General features: G+C 64.8%; 21 protein-coding genes and 4 tRNA genes. 10 read left to right on the top strand and 15 right to left on the bottom strand.

Annotation, left to right across the window (positions count from 1 at the left end; genetic code table 11):
• Window positions 1-5: 5 nt before the first annotated feature.
• The 3 genes from G557_RS0105485 to rplJ form a co-directional block, all read right to left on the bottom strand.
• Window positions 6-1,202 carry a cystathionine gamma-synthase gene (locus tag G557_RS0105485; RefSeq protein ID WP_051224696.1) on the bottom strand — a complete coding sequence of 399 codons (1,197 nt, stop codon included), beginning with the start codon at window positions 1,200-1,202 and terminating at the stop codon, window positions 6-8.
• A gap of 156 nt (window positions 1,203-1,358) precedes the next feature.
• A complete protein-coding gene (gene rplL / locus G557_RS0105480; protein WP_028245260.1) occupies window positions 1,359-1,742 on the bottom strand; it encodes a 50S ribosomal protein L7/L12 in 384 nt (127 codons plus the stop codon).
• Between the two features lie 58 nt (window positions 1,743-1,800).
• Window positions 1,801-2,316: a 50S ribosomal protein L10 gene (gene rplJ / locus G557_RS0105475; RefSeq protein WP_028245259.1), complete on the bottom strand. Its 516-nt coding sequence runs from the start codon at window positions 2,314-2,316 to the stop codon at window positions 1,801-1,803.
• Window positions 2,317-2,805: 489 nt separating this feature from the next.
• Here rplJ and G557_RS14465 point away from each other — a divergent pair, with 489 nt between their 5' ends.
• Complete coding sequence (locus G557_RS14465; protein WP_156877085.1) at window positions 2,806-3,249, top strand: DUF6882 domain-containing protein; 444 nt, start codon at window positions 2,806-2,808, stop codon at window positions 3,247-3,249.
• Window positions 3,246-3,848 carry a YqaJ viral recombinase family protein gene (locus G557_RS11910; protein ID WP_036961468.1) on the top strand — a complete coding sequence of 201 codons (603 nt, stop codon included), beginning with the start codon at window positions 3,246-3,248 and terminating at the stop codon, window positions 3,846-3,848. Before G557_RS14465 ends, G557_RS11910 begins: the two co-directional genes overlap by 4 nt.
• A 193-nt stretch (window positions 3,849-4,041) precedes the next feature.
• Here G557_RS11910 and rplA read toward each other — a convergent pair whose 3' ends face one another.
• The 5 genes from rplA to G557_RS0105440 form a co-directional block, all read right to left on the bottom strand.
• Complete coding sequence (gene rplA, locus G557_RS0105460; protein ID WP_028245257.1) at window positions 4,042-4,743, bottom strand: 50S ribosomal protein L1; 702 nt, start codon at window positions 4,741-4,743, stop codon at window positions 4,042-4,044.
• A 122-nt stretch (window positions 4,744-4,865) separates the two neighbouring features.
• Window positions 4,866-5,297: a 50S ribosomal protein L11 gene (gene rplK, locus G557_RS0105455; protein ID WP_028245256.1), complete on the bottom strand. Its 432-nt coding sequence runs from the start codon at window positions 5,295-5,297 to the stop codon at window positions 4,866-4,868.
• Between the two features lie 67 nt (window positions 5,298-5,364).
• A complete protein-coding gene (nusG, locus tag G557_RS11905; protein ID WP_051224694.1) occupies window positions 5,365-6,114 on the bottom strand; it encodes a transcription termination/antitermination protein NusG in 750 nt (249 codons plus the stop codon).
• 41 nt (window positions 6,115-6,155) lie between these two features.
• Complete coding sequence (gene secE, locus G557_RS0105445) at window positions 6,156-6,428, bottom strand: preprotein translocase subunit SecE (protein WP_028245255.1); 273 nt, start codon at window positions 6,426-6,428, stop codon at window positions 6,156-6,158.
• Window positions 6,429-6,484: 56 nt separating this feature from the next.
• Window positions 6,485-6,557 (bottom strand) — tRNA-Trp (locus G557_RS0105440).
• 183 nt (window positions 6,558-6,740) lie between these two features.
• On the opposite strand from G557_RS0105440, the gene G557_RS0105435 reads away from it, so the two are divergent.
• From G557_RS0105435 to G557_RS13315, 3 genes are read left to right on the top strand one after another with little or no spacing between them, the layout of a single operon-like run.
• The gene (locus tag G557_RS0105435; protein WP_028245254.1) at window positions 6,741-7,946 is read left to right on the top strand and encodes a pyridoxal phosphate-dependent aminotransferase; all 1,206 of its coding nucleotides are present in this window, start codon (window positions 6,741-6,743) and stop codon (window positions 7,944-7,946) included.
• 52 nt (window positions 7,947-7,998) lie between these two features.
• A complete protein-coding gene (locus G557_RS0105430; protein ID WP_036961465.1) occupies window positions 7,999-8,409 on the top strand; it encodes a phage holin family protein in 411 nt (136 codons plus the stop codon).
• Window positions 8,406-8,705: a DUF3618 domain-containing protein gene (locus G557_RS13315; RefSeq protein WP_028245252.1), complete on the top strand. Its 300-nt coding sequence runs from the start codon at window positions 8,406-8,408 to the stop codon at window positions 8,703-8,705. The genes G557_RS0105430 and G557_RS13315 overlap by 4 nt, the downstream gene beginning before the upstream one ends.
• A gap of 3 nt (window positions 8,706-8,708) precedes the next feature.
• On the opposite strand, the gene G557_RS0105420 is transcribed toward G557_RS13315, so the two are convergent.
• From G557_RS0105420 to G557_RS0105410, 3 genes are read right to left on the bottom strand one after another with little or no spacing between them, the layout of a single operon-like run.
• On the bottom strand, window positions 8,709-9,839 hold the full coding sequence (locus tag G557_RS0105420) for a UDP-N-acetylmuramate dehydrogenase (RefSeq protein WP_028245251.1): 1,131 nt from the start codon (window positions 9,837-9,839) through the stop codon (window positions 8,709-8,711).
• Window positions 9,836-10,285, bottom strand: a complete 450-nt coding sequence (locus G557_RS0105415) for a MaoC/PaaZ C-terminal domain-containing protein (RefSeq protein ID WP_028245250.1) — start codon at window positions 10,283-10,285, stop codon at window positions 9,836-9,838. Before G557_RS0105415 ends, G557_RS0105420 begins: the two co-directional genes overlap by 4 nt.
• The gene (locus G557_RS0105410; RefSeq protein WP_028245249.1) at window positions 10,282-10,767 is read right to left on the bottom strand and encodes an FAS1-like dehydratase domain-containing protein; all 486 of its coding nucleotides are present in this window, start codon (window positions 10,765-10,767) and stop codon (window positions 10,282-10,284) included. Before G557_RS0105410 ends, G557_RS0105415 begins: the two co-directional genes overlap by 4 nt.
• An 81-nt stretch (window positions 10,768-10,848) precedes the next feature.
• Between G557_RS0105410 and G557_RS0105405 the strand changes: the two genes are divergently transcribed.
• Together G557_RS0105405 and G557_RS0105400 are read left to right on the top strand one after the other, a co-directional pair.
• Entirely contained in the window at window positions 10,849-11,583 is a 735-nt protein-coding gene (locus tag G557_RS0105405; RefSeq protein ID WP_028245248.1) for an AzlC family ABC transporter permease, read from the top strand.
• Window positions 11,580-11,888: an AzlD domain-containing protein gene (locus G557_RS0105400; RefSeq protein ID WP_028245247.1), complete on the top strand. Its 309-nt coding sequence runs from the start codon at window positions 11,580-11,582 to the stop codon at window positions 11,886-11,888. Before G557_RS0105405 ends, G557_RS0105400 begins: the two co-directional genes overlap by 4 nt.
• A 14-nt stretch (window positions 11,889-11,902) precedes the next feature.
• Here G557_RS0105400 and G557_RS0105395 read toward each other — a convergent pair.
• The 3 genes from G557_RS0105395 to G557_RS0105385 all read right to left on the bottom strand — a co-directional run bounded on the left by G557_RS0105395 (window position 11,903) and on the right by G557_RS0105385 (window position 12,295).
• Window positions 11,903-11,976: transfer RNA gene (locus G557_RS0105395), tRNA-Met, on the bottom strand.
• Window positions 11,977-12,045: 69 nt separating this feature from the next.
• Window positions 12,046-12,117 (bottom strand) — tRNA-Thr (locus G557_RS0105390).
• A gap of 96 nt (window positions 12,118-12,213) precedes the next feature.
• Window positions 12,214-12,295: transfer RNA gene (locus tag G557_RS0105385), tRNA-Tyr, on the bottom strand.
• An 83-nt stretch (window positions 12,296-12,378) separates the two neighbouring features.
• Between G557_RS0105385 and G557_RS0105380 the strand changes: the two genes are divergently transcribed.
• Genes G557_RS0105380 through G557_RS0105370 form a run of 3 tightly spaced genes read left to right on the top strand, consistent with a single transcriptional unit; the run spans window position 12,379 to window position 13,573 of the window.
• Window positions 12,379-12,867 carry a YajQ family cyclic di-GMP-binding protein gene (locus tag G557_RS0105380; RefSeq protein ID WP_028245246.1) on the top strand — a complete coding sequence of 163 codons (489 nt, stop codon included), beginning with the start codon at window positions 12,379-12,381 and terminating at the stop codon, window positions 12,865-12,867.
• Between the two features lie 12 nt (window positions 12,868-12,879).
• Entirely contained in the window at window positions 12,880-13,398 is a 519-nt protein-coding gene (locus tag G557_RS0105375; RefSeq protein ID WP_028245245.1) for a tetratricopeptide repeat protein, read from the top strand.
• Window positions 13,391-13,573, top strand: a complete 183-nt coding sequence (locus G557_RS0105370) for a hypothetical protein (RefSeq protein WP_028245244.1) — start codon at window positions 13,391-13,393, stop codon at window positions 13,571-13,573. The genes G557_RS0105375 and G557_RS0105370 overlap by 8 nt, the downstream gene beginning before the upstream one ends.
• A 10-nt stretch (window positions 13,574-13,583) precedes the next feature.
• Here G557_RS0105370 and G557_RS0105365 read toward each other — a convergent pair whose 3' ends face one another.
• On the bottom strand, window positions 13,584-14,948 hold the full coding sequence (locus G557_RS0105365; RefSeq protein WP_028245243.1) for an FAD-dependent oxidoreductase: 1,365 nt from the start codon (window positions 14,946-14,948) through the stop codon (window positions 13,584-13,586).

The following is a 14,948-nucleotide window of genomic DNA, read 5'->3' as shown; positions in this document are numbered from 1 at the left end:
GCCGGTCAGAGCCGGTCGAGCGCCTGCGCCAGATCGGCGCGCAGGTCGTCGACGCTCTCGATGCCGACCGACAGGCGCACCACATTGAGCGGAATCGCCAAAGGCGTGCCCTTGACTGAGGCATGGGTCATGTCTGAGGGGTAGTTGATCAGCGACTCGACCCCGCCCAGACTCTCGCCGAGCACGAACAGCTCGGTGCCCTCGGCAAAGTCACGGGCAGCCTGCTCGCCGCCGGCCAGAGCGACCGAGAGCATGCCGCCGAACCCGCCGTGCATCTGACGTGCGGCCACCTCATGGCCGGGATGCTCAGGCAGCCCCGGGTAATACACTCGCTCGATCCGCGGGTCGGTTTGCAGCCACTCGGCCAGCTGCTGCGCATTGCGCGAGTGCTGTGCCACGCGCACACTGAGCGTCTTGATGCCGCGCAGGGTGAGCCAGGCGTCGAAAGGCGCAGAGATCGCACCGATGGCGTATTGGGTGAACCACAATCGCTCGGCGTACTCGTCGGTCGCCGAAATGATGGCGCCGCCGACCACGTCGGAGTGCCCGCCGAGGTATTTGGTGGTGGAGTGAATCACGAAATCTGCACCAAGTGCGATCGGCTGCTGCAACGCGGGCGAGGCGAAAGTGTTGTCGACGACCACCAGCGCGCCGGCGCTGTGCGCGATCTCAGCGAGCGCCTCGATATCGCTGATCTGCATCATGGGGTTGGTCGGAGTCTCGATCCAGACGAGCCGCGGCTGCACCTCTTCGATAACGCCGCGCGCGGTGTCGATGTCTGAAAGGTTGGTCGAGATCGACTTCACGCCCCACTCGCCCCAGATTTTGGCGATCAGGCGGTGCGTGCCGCCATACACGTCGCTGCCGCTGACCACAGTGTCACCGGGCTGCAGCAGCGTGCGCAGCAATGCGTCTTCGGCGGCCAGCCCTGAAGCGAAGCTCAGTGCGGATGCCCCACCTTCGAGTGCTGCCAAGCTCACCTGCAGAGCGTCACGGGTGGGGTTGCTCATGCGCCCGTACTCATAGCCGTGTCGGCCCTCGGCGATGTGATCTTGCTGATAGGTGGAGGTCTGGTAGATAGGCGGCACCACCGCGCCAGTCTCGCGATCGGGGTCGAGGCCCACATGAATCGCCTTGGTGGCAAGATCGGCTGTGGCGAACCGGTCGCGGTTGTCGGCGAATCCCTCGGCATGCTGTGGCATCTGTGCTCCTCAATCTCTCGCCTCAAGTGTAGGCGGCGACAAGGCCGCCCACGGCAAAGTGACCCACTCGCGACAAATGCGAACAGCCCCCGCTCCGCGTGTTGCGGGGCAGGGGCTGTTCGAGCGAAGGTCGAGCCGTCTGATGACGGCGCTCGACTACTTCAGGGTGACGGTGCCGCCAGCGGCCTCGATGTCGGCCTTGGCCTTGTCGGCGGTCTCCTTGTTCGCGCCCTCGAGCACGGTGGCAGGAGCGCCATCGACGAGCGCCTTGGCCTCGCCCAGGCCCAGGCTGGTCAGGGCACGCACGGCCTTGATGACCTGGATCTTCTTGTCGCCAGCGTTCTCGAGAACGACGTCAAACTCGGTCTTCTCTTCGGCCTCTTCAGCAGCAGCAGCCGGGGCGCCAGCAGCGGCGACGGCGACGGGAGCAGCAGCGGTGACCTCGAAGGTCTCCTCGAACGCCTTGACGAAGTCGTTCAGCTCGATGAGGGTCAGTTCTTTGAAGGCCTCGATGAGCTCTTCGGTTGACAGCTTTGCCATGTCAGTTTCTACCTTTTCTTTGATGTCTTCTTATTGCCACTCGTGCAGACCTTGTGGTCTACGCGGCGGTCTCCTGCTTCTCACGCAGCGCATCGACCGTGCGGACGGCCTGCGACAGCGGAGCGTTGAACAGGTATGCGGCGCCGAACAGCGAGGCCTTGAAGGCACCGGCCAGCTTGGCCAGCAGCACCTCACGGGACTCGAGATCGGCGAGCTTGCGCACCTCTTCAGCACTCAGCGCAGCGCCGTCGAAGACGCCGTTCTTGAGCACCAGAAGAGGATTCTCCTTGCTGAAGTCACGCAGGGCCTTCGCCACAGCGACCACGTCGCCGTGCACGAACACAAGAGCGCTGGGGCCCGCGAGCGAGTCGTCGAACGACTCGATGCCCGCGTTCTTGGCAGCGATCTTGGCCAGCGTGTTCTTCACCACGGAGAAGCTTGCATGCTCACGGATCGAGTCGCGGACCTTCTTCAGGTCTGCCACCGTGAGCCCGCGATACTCGGTCAGCAGCACTGCGCTTGAGTCACGGAACGCGTCCGTGAGCTCGGCGATTGCAGCTTCCTTGTTCGCCATTGCACTCCTCGTATTCTCGTGCCGGCGGCCCATGGTGCAGCGAGTGCACCCAATCACAAAAGAAAAAAGCTCCGGCAGATAACCGGAGCTTCGCACGCAGAGCATGCTTATATCGATCACCTGCGCAGGCTGTCACTCTCGTGACCTTCGCTCACCCTCAAGAGTGAGAACCGGCGGTCTATGGCCACGGGAGAGTCTAGCGCATCAGCGTGCATCTACGCCACCTGCAGACACCGACTGGTTATACACACCCCATGCACACAAGGGGATTCCTGCACAATGTGCCGCAGGACTCGACACTTTGACAGTCGGCGCACAGAATCTCAGAAAGACATCATCACTCAGGGGAGGACCATGCTTGACTACTACTGCACACGCTGTCGGCTGCCAAAACACGACCACTCCAGTCGGTGCCCACTGCCCGCCGCCACTCACGCACCGCTCGACACACTCATCAGCCAAGCTCGCCAGCTCACCGAAAGCACTGTCGTGGCCCAGCGCCTGGGCTGGGGCATAGGCCTTGAGCGTGACAGCACTCTCGATGCGCAGTCAGGCACGCTCACGCTGCATTTCTCTGACCGTGCGCCGCTCGTCCTGCCCGCTCAGGTCATCGCCGCATACCACCCGCATCGGCGGCAGCTGCTGTGGGCGGGCGACCTCCAACTGCCATCGCACGTGACCCAAGTCAGCCGCTCTCTGCGGCACCACGCAGTGCGGCGAGGCTGGCCGCCGCTTCGCGCATCCATGCTGCAATGCAGCGCCACCGGCGCGCAGGAGCTGACCGGAGTCGCCATGCTGCTGGCGCTCGCCTCGGGCGTGCATGAGGTGGCGCTCACCCCGCAGCTGTCGGTCTTCGTGATCTACACACTGCAGGGGGCGCGCCCCGCGGCTGCCCAGCCTCGAGCAGACCACGGAGTACGCTGGGTGGCGTGACTTCTCCAGTACCCTCGTTTCTGCGCGACCGCGTGCTGGCCGACAGTCACGATCGGCCTGGCTGGCTCAAGGCGCGCAGCACCGGCATCACCGCCACCGACGCCGCCCATCTGGCCACCCCGCGCTCGGTCGACAGCGTCGTTCGCGCCAAATGCGATCCGTTCGCCTTCGCTGGCAACGCCTATACCGAATACGGGCGGGTGCGTGAGCCGATCATCGCCGCGTGGATGCTCGAGCACTTCGGCCTGCACTCGAGCACGGTGCTGTTCCGAGCCGTTGGCAATGAGCGCCATCTGGCCACTCCCGACGGGCTCAACTTGTGTGGTGATCCGGGCGACCTGCTGCTGGCTGAGATCAAGACCAGCACCAAGCCGATCGAGAAGGTGCCGCGCACATATCTGCGTCAGATCTGGTGGCAGCAGTACGTGATGGGGGCGCAGCGCACCCTGCTGGTGTGGGAACAGCATGAGAACTTTCGCCCCGTGGGCCCGCCCACTTTCCGCTGGATCGACCGCGATGATGAGCAGATCACCCGCCTGGTGAGTCTGGCCGACGCCACTTTGGCACGCATCGACGATCTGGTGGTGGCGCCCCGCTGACTGCCGGCGAGCGCCCGCTGCGCAACGGCGAGCGCCTCATCACGATGCAAGTCGGCACCCCGCCCGCCCATCGCGACGCAATGTCCGCACCCGATGCAGGATGTTTGCAGCCGCAGGGCGTGTGCTGCAGACGACGAAAGCCCCGTCAGTGCTGACGGGGCTTTCGCAGTTCAGACGACCGAAGTCGTCAGGGTCACTTGGCGGCGACCAGTGAGTTCAGGTCGACCGGGATACCGGGGCCGAAGGTGGTCGAGACGACTGCCTTGGTGATGTAACGGCCCTTGGCCGAAGCCGGCTTGTGACGGATGACCTCGTCGAGTGCGGCCTGGATGTTCTGTGCCAGCGCCTCAGCGGTGAACGAGGCCTTGCCGACGATGAAGTGCACGTTGGCGTGCTTGTCGGTGCGGAACTCGATCTTGCCGCCCTTGATGTCGGTCACGGCCTTGGCCGGATCGGTGGTGACGGTGCCGGTCTTGGGGTTCGGCATCAGGCCACGGGGGCCGAGCACCTTGCCCAGACGACCGACCTTACCCATCAGGTCGGGGGTGGCGACCGCTGCGTCGAAGTCGGTGTATCCGGCTGCGACCTTGGCGATCAGTTCGTCGCTGCCAACCTCGTCGGCACCGGCTGCGGCAGCCGCGTCGGCGGCGTCACCGTTGGCGAACACGATCACGCGGGCCGTCTTACCGGTGCCGTTCGGCAGGCTGACGGTGCCGCGCACCAGCTGGTCGGCTTTGCGGGGGTCGACGTTGAGCTTCAGGGCGACCTCGACGGTGGAGTCGGTCTTGGCAGAACCGGTCTCACGTGCGAGGGCCACCGCCTCAGCGGGGGTGTAGAACTTGCCGGGCTCGATCTTCTCGGCCGCGGCCACATAGGCTTTTGAACGCCTGCTCATCTGCTTCTCCTTGTTTCTCGGGGCGATGCCCCGGTACGCAGTCGTGGTCAACGGGCCGGCGCGGCCCTCCCACTCCTGTGTTCAGTTATCAGTGATGCACTGCTGTGCATCGCGGTCGAGTGCTACTTGCTGATGGTGATGCCCATCGAGCGCGCAGTGCCCTCGATGATCTTCGCCCCGGCCTCGAGATCGTTGGCGTTGAGATCGGCGAACTTGGTCTGAGCAATCTCGCGTGCCTGCTCGTGGGTGATCGAGCCGACCTTGTCGGTGTGGGGAACGCCAGAACCCTTCTTGACGTTTGCTGCCTTGAGGATCAGCTTCGCTGCAGGCGGGGTCTTGAGTTCGAACGTGAACGAACGGTCTTCGTACACGGTGATCTCGACCGGAACCACATTGCCACGCTGCGACTCAGTCGCGGCATTGTAGGCCTTGCAGAAATCCATGATGTTTACGCCGTGCTGGCCCAGTGCGGGGCCGATCGGCGGTGCGGGGTTTGCTGCACCAGCTTCGATCTGAAGCTTGATGAAACCCACCGCTTTCTTCTTCGGTGCCATTTCTCTTTCCTTTACCTATGTTCTCTCCGGTGTTCTGGCCGGAAAGTCTCTGTAGCGAGCCGTCGACTCAGAACTGCTTGGTGACCTGGTCGAACGCCAGCTCAACCGGCGTCTCACGCTCGAAGAGCGAGACGAGCACGGTGAGCTTGCCACTGGCTGCGTTGATCTCGCTGATCGTGCCGGGCAACCCGGCGAACGACCCCTCTTTGATGGTGATCGTCTCGCCGATCTCGAAGTCGACGTCGATCGGGATGGCCTTGGCTGCACCGCTCTGCGCGGTCTTCTTGACCTTGCCGCCGTGTGCCTTCTCAGCTGCTTTTTCGGCCTCGGCCTGAGCAGTCTCGACCACGGAGCTCTTCAGCATGTCGAAGACCTCTTTGGTGCGCAGCGGCAGCGGATCGTGCGCATTGCCCACGAAGCCGGTGACACCGGGCGTGCGGCGCACGAGCTCCCACGAGTCTTCGTTCAGATGCATGCGAACCAGCACATAGCCGGGGATGCGCACGCGCTTGACCAGCTTGTACTGGCCGTTGCGCACCTCACGCACGGTCTCGATGGGAACCTGCACCTCGAGCACATCGTCGCCGCCCGCCTGGGTCTCGCGACGCTTCTCGATGGAGTTCTTGACGCTCTTCTCGTAGCCAGCGTAGGAGTGGATGACATACCACTTGCCAGCGGCCTTGCGCAGCTGCGCGCGAAAGTCAGCGAGCACCCGGTCTTCGGCGCTGGGCTCTTCGCCCTCGGCGCCCTCGACCGACGCGGTCTGCTCCTCAGTGGGTTCAACCGTCTCGTCGGTGGTGATCTCTTCTTCTGCCACGTGTCTTCCTTGATATATCTGTCTGCCGTGCCCGGATGAGCTCAGGCGTCTCCGCCGAACACGAAGTTCACCAGTGTGCCGAAGCCGAAGTCGAGCACCGTGATGATGACCATCATGATCAACACGAAGACCAGCACCAACAGGGTCTGGTTGATGAGCTCTTTGCGGGTCGGTGTGGTGACCTTGCGAAGCTCACCGATCACCTGACGAAAGAAGAGCACGATGCGACCGATGAAGCTGCGCGCCTTGGCGCGGTCTTTCTCGGCGTTCTCGACCAGGCTCGCGTTGAGCTCATCGCTTGACGCTGCAGCCATAATGCGTGTCACCTCTCGTCAGTGCGTGCGCCTGCATCAGCTGATGCAGGGCAGTGCAGGGCGGACAGGACTCGAACCTGCAACCTGCGGTTTTGGAGACCGCTGCTCTACCAATTGAGCCACCGCCCTAAACGGTGCTGCCAGCCCGCCTGCACCCGACCCAGATTCAATGAATACTGTTTTGGGCGCAGAAAAGCTTGGCAGATTTCAACTACCTCGCCTCAGTCTACGGGAGATAACGGCCCCCTGTAAAGTCGCCGGCACGCAACCTGCGCCTGTGCGAGACGGGAACGCCTCACTAGACTGAATGACGTGACCCACGAACTGCCACTGTCGAAACGCATCCTCGCCATCAACGAATCGGCCACCCTCAAGGTCGACGCCAAGGCCAAGGCGCTCAAGGCCGCCGGTCGCCCGATCATCAGTTATGGTGCCGGCGAGCCCGATTTTCCGACTCCCGCCAACATCGTCGACGCCGCACGCACCGCGCTCGACGACCCGGCGAACTTCCGCTACTCTCCGGCAGCCGGCCTGCCCGCACTGCGCGAGGCCATCGCCGCCAAGACCCTGCGCGACAGCGGCCTGACCGTCGACCCTGCCCAGATCGTCGTCACCAACGGCGGCAAGCAGGCGGTCTACCAGGCCTTCGCCGCACTGGTCGGCGAAGGCGACGAAGTGCTGGTGCCCGGCCCCTACTGGACCACCTACCCCGAAGCCATCCGCTTGGCCGGTGGCGTGCCCGTCGAGGTGTTCGCCGGCGCCGACCAGTCATACAAGGTCACCGTTGAGCAGCTCGAGGCGGCCCGCACCGAGCGCACCCGAGTGGTGCTGTTCGTGTCGCCTTCAAACCCCACTGGTGCGGTCTACAGCCCTGAAGAGACTCGCGCCATCGCCGAATGGGCCGTCGCACACGACCTCTGGATTCTCACCGACGAGATCTACCAGAACCTCACGTACGACGGCGTGGTTGCCACCAGCATCGCCTCAGTGATCCCCGAGGCTCAGGCCAACACCGTACTGGTCAATGGTGTAGCCAAGACCTACGCCATGACCGGCTGGCGTGTTGGCTGGCTGATCGGGCCGCAGCGCGTGGCCAAAGCCGTGGCGAACCTCCAATCGCACCTGACCTCGAACGTCTCGAACATCTCACAGCGAGCCGCAGTCGAGGCCCTGAACGGCCCCCAAGAGGCCGTGGCGCAGATGCGCGAGGCCTTTGACCGGCGGCGGCGCCTGATCGTCGACGAGCTGCGCAAGATCCCCGGGTTCGCCGTTCCTGTGCCTGAGGGTGCGTTCTACGTCTACCCCGATGTTCGTGGCGTGCTCGGGCACACCTGGCACGGCGTCACGCCGCAGACCACGCTCGAGCTGGCCGAGCTGCTGCTCGAAAAGGCCGACGTCGCTGTGGTGCCCGGCGAGGCATTCGGCCCCAGCGGCTATCTGCGCCTGTCATACGCACTCGGTGACGAGGCGCTGCTCGAAGGCGTGCACCGTCTGCAGCGCTTCTTCGCCGAGGGCTGATCAGCCCTCACCGCACATGGCGGTAGGCTGACTGCAAGAGAGAGGAACCCCCATGGCACCATTTCTCCGCACCGGCGATCAGACGCAGCGCCCCTTGGGCGATGTGATCGGCGGCGTGAGCACCGACATCAGTGCACTGATCTCGCAAGAGGTTGCACTGGCCAAGGCCGAACTTCGCCAGTCTGGTCGCCGCGCAGCAGTGGGCTCAGCCCTGTTCGCCGCAGCTGGCGTGGTCGTTGCCTTCGCCTTGTTGTTCTTGTCGCTCGCCGCATGGTGGGGGCTCGGACTACTCGTTGGCAACGCTTGGTCTGGCCTGATTCTCGGTGGCTTCTGGCTGCTGGTCGCGGCTGTCGCCGTGCTCATCGCGATCCGTGCGTTCAAGCGCATCGATGGCGCACCCGAGACGATCGCATCACTCAAGAGCCTCTCTCGCACGCTCGCACCGAAAAGGAGCCGTCGATGACCACCCCTGTGCAGCCTTCCACTCCAGCGTCGGTCACACCTGTGCCACCCACGCCAAAGCCTGCGCCGACGCCTGTGCCACAGGTCATCGACCCAGCGACGCTCAGCATCGATGAGCTCAAGGCACGCATCGCTCAGACCTCTCACTCACTGCGCACGGGCCTCGACGAGCTCACCACCCGCGTCAATCCCAAGGCTCAGGTGCGTCAATTGGCACGCATCGCCAAAACCACCGCGATCGTGGGCACCGTGCTGTTCTCACTGCTGGCCGTGCGTCGCCGCTTCAAAAAGAAGTAGCGCTCAGTTCTCGACGAACCCCACCAGGTTGGGCTCTGGCTGCAACGCCACCCCGAACTCGTTGGCCACCCGCGTCTGAATGAACCCCGCCAGTTCGATGATCTCGCGCGCGCTGGCACCACCACGGTTGGTGATTGCCAGCGTGTGTTTCGAACTGACTGCCGCACGTGAGCCGGGCAACGCAAAGCCCTTCGGCACCCCGGCGTGCTCGATCAGCCACCCCGCACTGAGCTTGACTAGGGCCGGCTGACGTTGTGCGGCGGGCTGCAGTTCATCGCCGTGGTATTGCTCCAGCGGGATGGCCGTCGCAGGCGTCTCGGCTCGGCTGACGTCGACGGGCCATCGCGGCGCGTCAGCGGGCAACGCCGCAGCAAAACGCTCGTGCACCACGGGATTCGTGAAAAACGACCCGCACCCATGCGTGTCGACGTCTGAGGGGTCGTAGACCATGCCCTTGCCACGACGCAGCCGTAGCACCGTTTCGCGCACCTCGGCGACCGGCGCACGGTCGCCGGCTGGCACGCCGAGGGCCTCGGCCAGCTGGGCGTACTGCACCGGCGCCGACTGCCCATCGGCGCTCAAGCGCAACGTGATGCCGGTGACCACAGCCTCGAGTTCGCCACGCTTGAACGCGCTGGTGCGATAGCCCAGTCCGAGCACTGCGGCGGCCAAGGTCGCGGGCTTGGCGGTGACAACATCAACGATGTCAACGCTCACCAAAGTTTCGGCCAGATCGTGCCCGTAGGCGCCGATGTTCTGAATCACCGCAGCACCGGCGCGGCCCGGAATGCCACTGAGCGACTCGATGCCGCCCCAGCCCTGTGCAACGGTGTGCGCAACCAGGTCATCCCAGGGCTCGCCTGCGGCCACATGCAGCAGCACCGACCCGTCTTCGGCGTGCACTGCGTGCAGCCCACGGTTGCGCATCACCAGCACAGTGCCGTCGAACCCCTCATCGGCCACCACAAGGTTGGAGCCGCCGCCGACCACGAGCAGCTCGTCGCTGACATGCACGTGCGCATCAAGCGCACGCGTCAAGTCGTCAGTGCTTTCGATAATCTGCGCCTCGGCGGCGGCACCGCCGACGCCGACGGTGGTGTGCTCGGCGAAGCGGAACTCTCCCGCAGCGCTCAACGCAGCACCTGTGCGACAGCCTTGCCGAGCACCGTGCGCCCTTCGAAGGTGACGGTGAGCGCGACCGTGGCGATCTCGCGCCCGGCGTGGCGGCCTTCGGCGACCTCAGCGATGCCAGTCACCTTTGCGGTGATGTGCAGATCGGCGCCGTCAGTGCCGTCGACGACGACCGGGCGGGTGAAGCGCACCTGGTAGTCGAGCACTCGGCCTGGATCACCTTCAGCCACCCAATCGACCACCGGCTGCACCGACACCCCCTGGGTGAGCATGCCATGAGCGAGCACGCCGGGCAGCCCCGCGTGCTGAGCCACGTCGTCACGATAGTGAATCGGATTGAAATCTCCGGAGGCGCCAGCGTAGCGCACCAGCGAATCACGCGTCAGGTGCACCTGCACGGGGCCATATGAGGCGCCGACTGCAACCTCGGGGAACGTCTGAGCGGTCATTGTGCAGCCTCCTGCGGTGCAGCATCGGCCGACTGCTCGGCCGGCACGTCGCGAATGACGAATGTGGCGATCGCGGTGCTCACCAGAGCGCCGTCGCGGTCGGTGATCTTGGTGACCGTGGTGACCAGCGAGTTGCCGCCGAGCTGCTTGACTGCGGTGACCGTCAGCTGCGCGCTGAGCTCGTCGCCTGAGACGATCGGTCGCTCGTGAATGAAGCGCTGGTCGCCGTGTACCAAGTGCCTGAAGTCGATGCCCGCCTCAGGGTCGTCGAGCAGCGCGGCCTCAGCCTGCTGCGAGATGATCACTGCGAACGTGGGCGGCGCCACCAGCCCGGCATACCCGGCGGCGAGCGCAGCCGCCGGATCGGTGCTGAGCGGTGATGTACTCAAGACGGCCGCGGCGAATTCGCGCACCTTCTCTCGACCCACCAGATAGGGATTCGTGGCCGGGTACGTCTTGCCGGCGATATTCAGGTTCACCACGTCTTCAGTCTACCCAGCGCTCCGCCACTCAGGAACGATGTACCCCGGCGTCGTGCGGCACCTATGACGCACAATGGACGGGTGACCTCATCCGACCTCGACCAGGCAGCACAGCGCAGCGCGACCTGGCGCATGGCGCTCTCCGTCTCGATTGCGACGGCGCTCTACGGCATCAGCTTCGGCGCGCTCTCGGTGACCGCGGGCTTTACCGTGTTGCAAACGCTCGCGCTCAGCCTGTTGTTGTTCACTGGCGGCTCGCAGTATGCCATCGTCGGCGTGGTGGCCGGTGGCGGCATGACCGCCTCCAGCGCGATCGGTGCGGTCACCAGCTCGTCGCTGTTGGCCATGCGACACAGCCTCTATGGCATGCAGCTGGCCCCGATTCTCGACGTGCACGGGCTGCGACGTCTGCTGGCCGCGCAACTGACCATCGACGAAACCGCGGCCGTGGCACTGGCGCAGCCCACGCCGTCCACGCGGCGACTGGGGTTCTGGGCAACCGCCGCCGGGGTCTATCTCGGCTGGGGCGGGCTGACCCTACTCGGTGCGCTGATCGGGCAGAGCATTCCCGATCCGAGTGTCTGGGGGCTCGACGCCGCTGCTTCGGCTGCCTTTCTTGGTCTGCTGTGGCCCAGGCTGCGCGGGCGCGAGCCCGTGGCCATTGCCGCGGCGGCCGCACTGGTGGCCATTGCGCTGACTCCGGCCGCGCCTGCGGGGGTGCCGGTGCTGGCCGCAGCAGCAGTCGGCTTCGGCATCGCCTGGCTCGGTGATCGTCGCCGCAGCAGCGCACACCCCGATGTGGAGCAGCACGCATGAACATCGAATGGATCATCGTGCTCGCCGCAGCGGGCCTCGCCTTCGCATTGAAACTCACCGGCTATCTCGTGCCCGCGCGACTACTCTCGTCACATCGCGTGCAGACGCTGCTCGGCGGGGTGACGGTGGCGCTGTTGGCCGCGCTGGTCGCGGTGCAGACGTTTACGACAGGTTCGGCGATCACGGTGGATGCCCGGCTCGCCGCGCTCGGTGTGGCAGCACTGCTGCTGTGGCTGCGGGTGCCGTTCATCGTGGTGGTTGTGGCCGGTGCGCTGGTGGCCGGGTTGCTGCGACTGTGGTGGTGAGTGAGAGAAAACTGTAGCTGGGGTGGGACTCGAACCCACGACCTCGCGATTATGAGTCGCGCGCTCTCACCAACTGAGCTACCCAGCCATTGCCTGCAGCTGTCGTGTGAGCGACAGTCACATCGGAATCAGCGGAGATCGGAAAACCCACACTGTGAGCCCCGAGCGAGGATTGAACTCGCGACCCCTTCCTTACCATGGAAGTGCTCTACCACTGAGCTATCGGGGCATGCGACCGCACATGAGCGCAGGCACCATACGAGGATAGCGTATCTTCGTCACCTGCGCGCGTTGCGCGCTCGACTCAGCGGCGAACCGCTGTGCGTGGCGGGTGCAGGATTCGAACCTGCGAAGGCTACGCCGGCTGATTTACAGTCAGATCCCTTTGGCCGCTTGGGTAACCCGCCAGTGCCGAGCCGTGGCGAGACGGCCCAACCTCATTAGGATACTCATAACTTGCGTGCGCAGCAAAACCCCTATGATTAGAGCCATGGCAGACTCCTCATTCGACATCGTCAGCACCCTCGACCGTCAAGAGGCCGACAACGCGCTGAATCAGGCTGCCAAAGAGATCTCTCAGCGCTACGACTTCAAGGGCACGGGCGCATCGATCGCCTGGAGCGGCGACAAAGTGCTCATCGTGGCCAACAGCGACGAGCGCGCCAAAGCCATTCTCGACGTCTTTCAGACCAAACTGATCAAGCGCGGCATCTCGCTGAAAGCCTTCAACGCTGGCGAACCCGCCGCCAGCGGCAAAGAGGTGCGCATCACCGGAGAGTTCGTCGAGGGCATCGCCCAAGATCAGGCCAAGAAGATCAGCAAGATCATCCGCGACGAGGGCCCCAAGGGTGTCAAGGCGCAGATTCAGGGCGACGAGCTGCGCGTCAGCTCGAAGTCGCGCGACGATCTGCAGGCCGTGATCGCCCTACTCAAGGGCGCCGACCTCGACATCGCACTGCAGTTCACCAATTACCGATAAAGGCTGGGGGGCATGAGCCGCGTCGACGAGAACAGCGCGTGGCGGCAGATCGCCGCGGCGGCATGGGATGTCGCCAATGACGCCGCACCGGCGTCCACTCTTCGCCTGTTCGAAGAACTCGTGCCTTACATGGACGACTCTGACCCCGGCGCACTGCTGCAACTGGCCAGCGCGTACTACTACGCCAACGACTACGTGAAGGCCTCGCTCTTTCTCGAGTTCGTGCTCGAGCGCGATCTCGACGACGAGCAGCGCTGCTTGGCCGTGCTGCAGATGGCCGACTCGCTGCGCGCACTGGGTCGCGGCAGCGAAGCGCTGCGCTGGCTCGACCGCGGTCTGGTCGAATGCGCCGACCTCGAAGGGGCAACTTGGCTCACCGCGCTGAAGGTGCGCACGCTGGCCGACCTGGGCCGAGTCGACGAACTCACCCAGATCACCCTTGAGCTGCTCGGTGTGCCCGCTGAGGCGCACCCCAACACATCCGGCTCCTCGACGAGGCGCTCACGGCAGAGAGGCGGCCGACATGGCTGAGAATTCCCGCGCACCCAAGCCCATCGCCCAAGTGATCTTCGGGCTCATCTGGGGCGTGATCGTCGGCGTCGTGGTCGCCTGGCTCACTCAAGAGTGGTATTGGGTCTTTCCGGGCATCGGCATCGGCCTGCTCAGCGGCCTGATGATCCGCCCTTCAGCAGACCGCAAGCGCTGAGCCGCCGGGGCTACTCGCCCTGCGATGAGCCGCTGGCGTCGAGCTGCCCGCGCCGCGACACGATCTTGATGCGCTCACGCCCGACGGCCTCGCCGAGGGCGCGCTCAGCAGCGTCAAGGTTGTGCCAGCCGTCAAGCTCGACGTACTCGACCCCGCGAGCCCGCAGCAGCTCGGGGATCGACTCCTCAGCCGGCTGCTGTGGCTGCCAAGTACGCCCTGCATCGACGTCGGCAATGAGATTCGTGACGGTCTCAAGCGCATCAGACTTGGTCGAACCGATCAGCCCCACCGGGCCGCGTTTGATCCAGCCGGTCGCATATTCGCCCACCACGGGCTCGTCGCCGTCGAGCACCCGCCCGCCGGCGTTGGGAATCACCCCGTGCAGCTCGTCGAACGGCACCTGCGCCAGCGGTGACGAGTAGTACCCCACCGCACGATAGAGCTGGCCGATCGGCACCTCAGTGACCTCACCAGTGCCCACGACGTGACCGTCGGCATCCAACGCGGTGCGCTCAACGCGCAGGGCCTCGACGTGACCGTCACCGAGCACCTCGACCGGTCGCGACCAGAAGTGCAGGTGAATGCGGCGCGAGGCCGTACCCGGCTCTCGCTTGAGCCAGCCGTCGAAGATGCGCCGAATGACCTTCTTCTGGTTGTTGCCTGCGAAGGTGGCCTCATCGGCCTCGGTGTAGGCGAAGTCGCGCTCGTCGAGCACAATGTCGACGTCGGGCACCTCGCCGAGCTCACGCAGCTCGAGGGGGGTGAACTTCACGTCGGCCGGGCCGCGCCGCCCGAACACGTGCACATCGGTGACCGCCGACGCCTCGAGCCCGGCCTGCACGTTGGCCGGGATCTCGGTGGGCAGCAGATCTGGCACATGCTTCGCAAGGATGCGCGCGACATCGAGTGCCACGTTGCCGTTGCCCACCACGGCGACCTGGTCTGCGTTGAGGGCCCAGTCGGTGGGAAAGTCGGGATGGCCGTCGTACCAGTTGACGAAACGCGCCGCACCGAACGAACCGGGCAGATCGATGCCCGGAATCGCCAGCGGCGCATCTTCGATGGCCCCGGTGGCGAAGATCACCGCGTGATAGTGCGCCCGCAGATCGTCGAGAGTGATGTCGGTGCCGAAGTCGACGTTGTCGAACAGCCGAATACCACCGCGGTCGAGGGTCTCGCGCAGCGCGTTGATCACGCCCTTGATGCGCGGATGGTCAGGGGCCACCCCATAGCGCACCAGCCCGTATGGAGCGGGCAGACGCTCGAACAGGTCAATCGACACCTCGAAGTCACGCTCGGCCTTGAGCAGAATGTCAGAGGCGTAGATGCCGGCGGGACCGGCTCCGATGACGGCGACGCGAATCTTCTCAGACAC

It is taken from the genome of Pseudoclavibacter soli DSM 23366 (assembly GCF_000423505.1).
GTDB classification, from domain to species: domain Bacteria; phylum Actinomycetota; class Actinomycetes; order Actinomycetales; family Microbacteriaceae; genus Pseudoclavibacter_A; species Pseudoclavibacter_A soli.
Note: the sequence above shows the minus strand (reverse complement) of the source record. Positions and strands in the feature narration are given on the sequence as shown.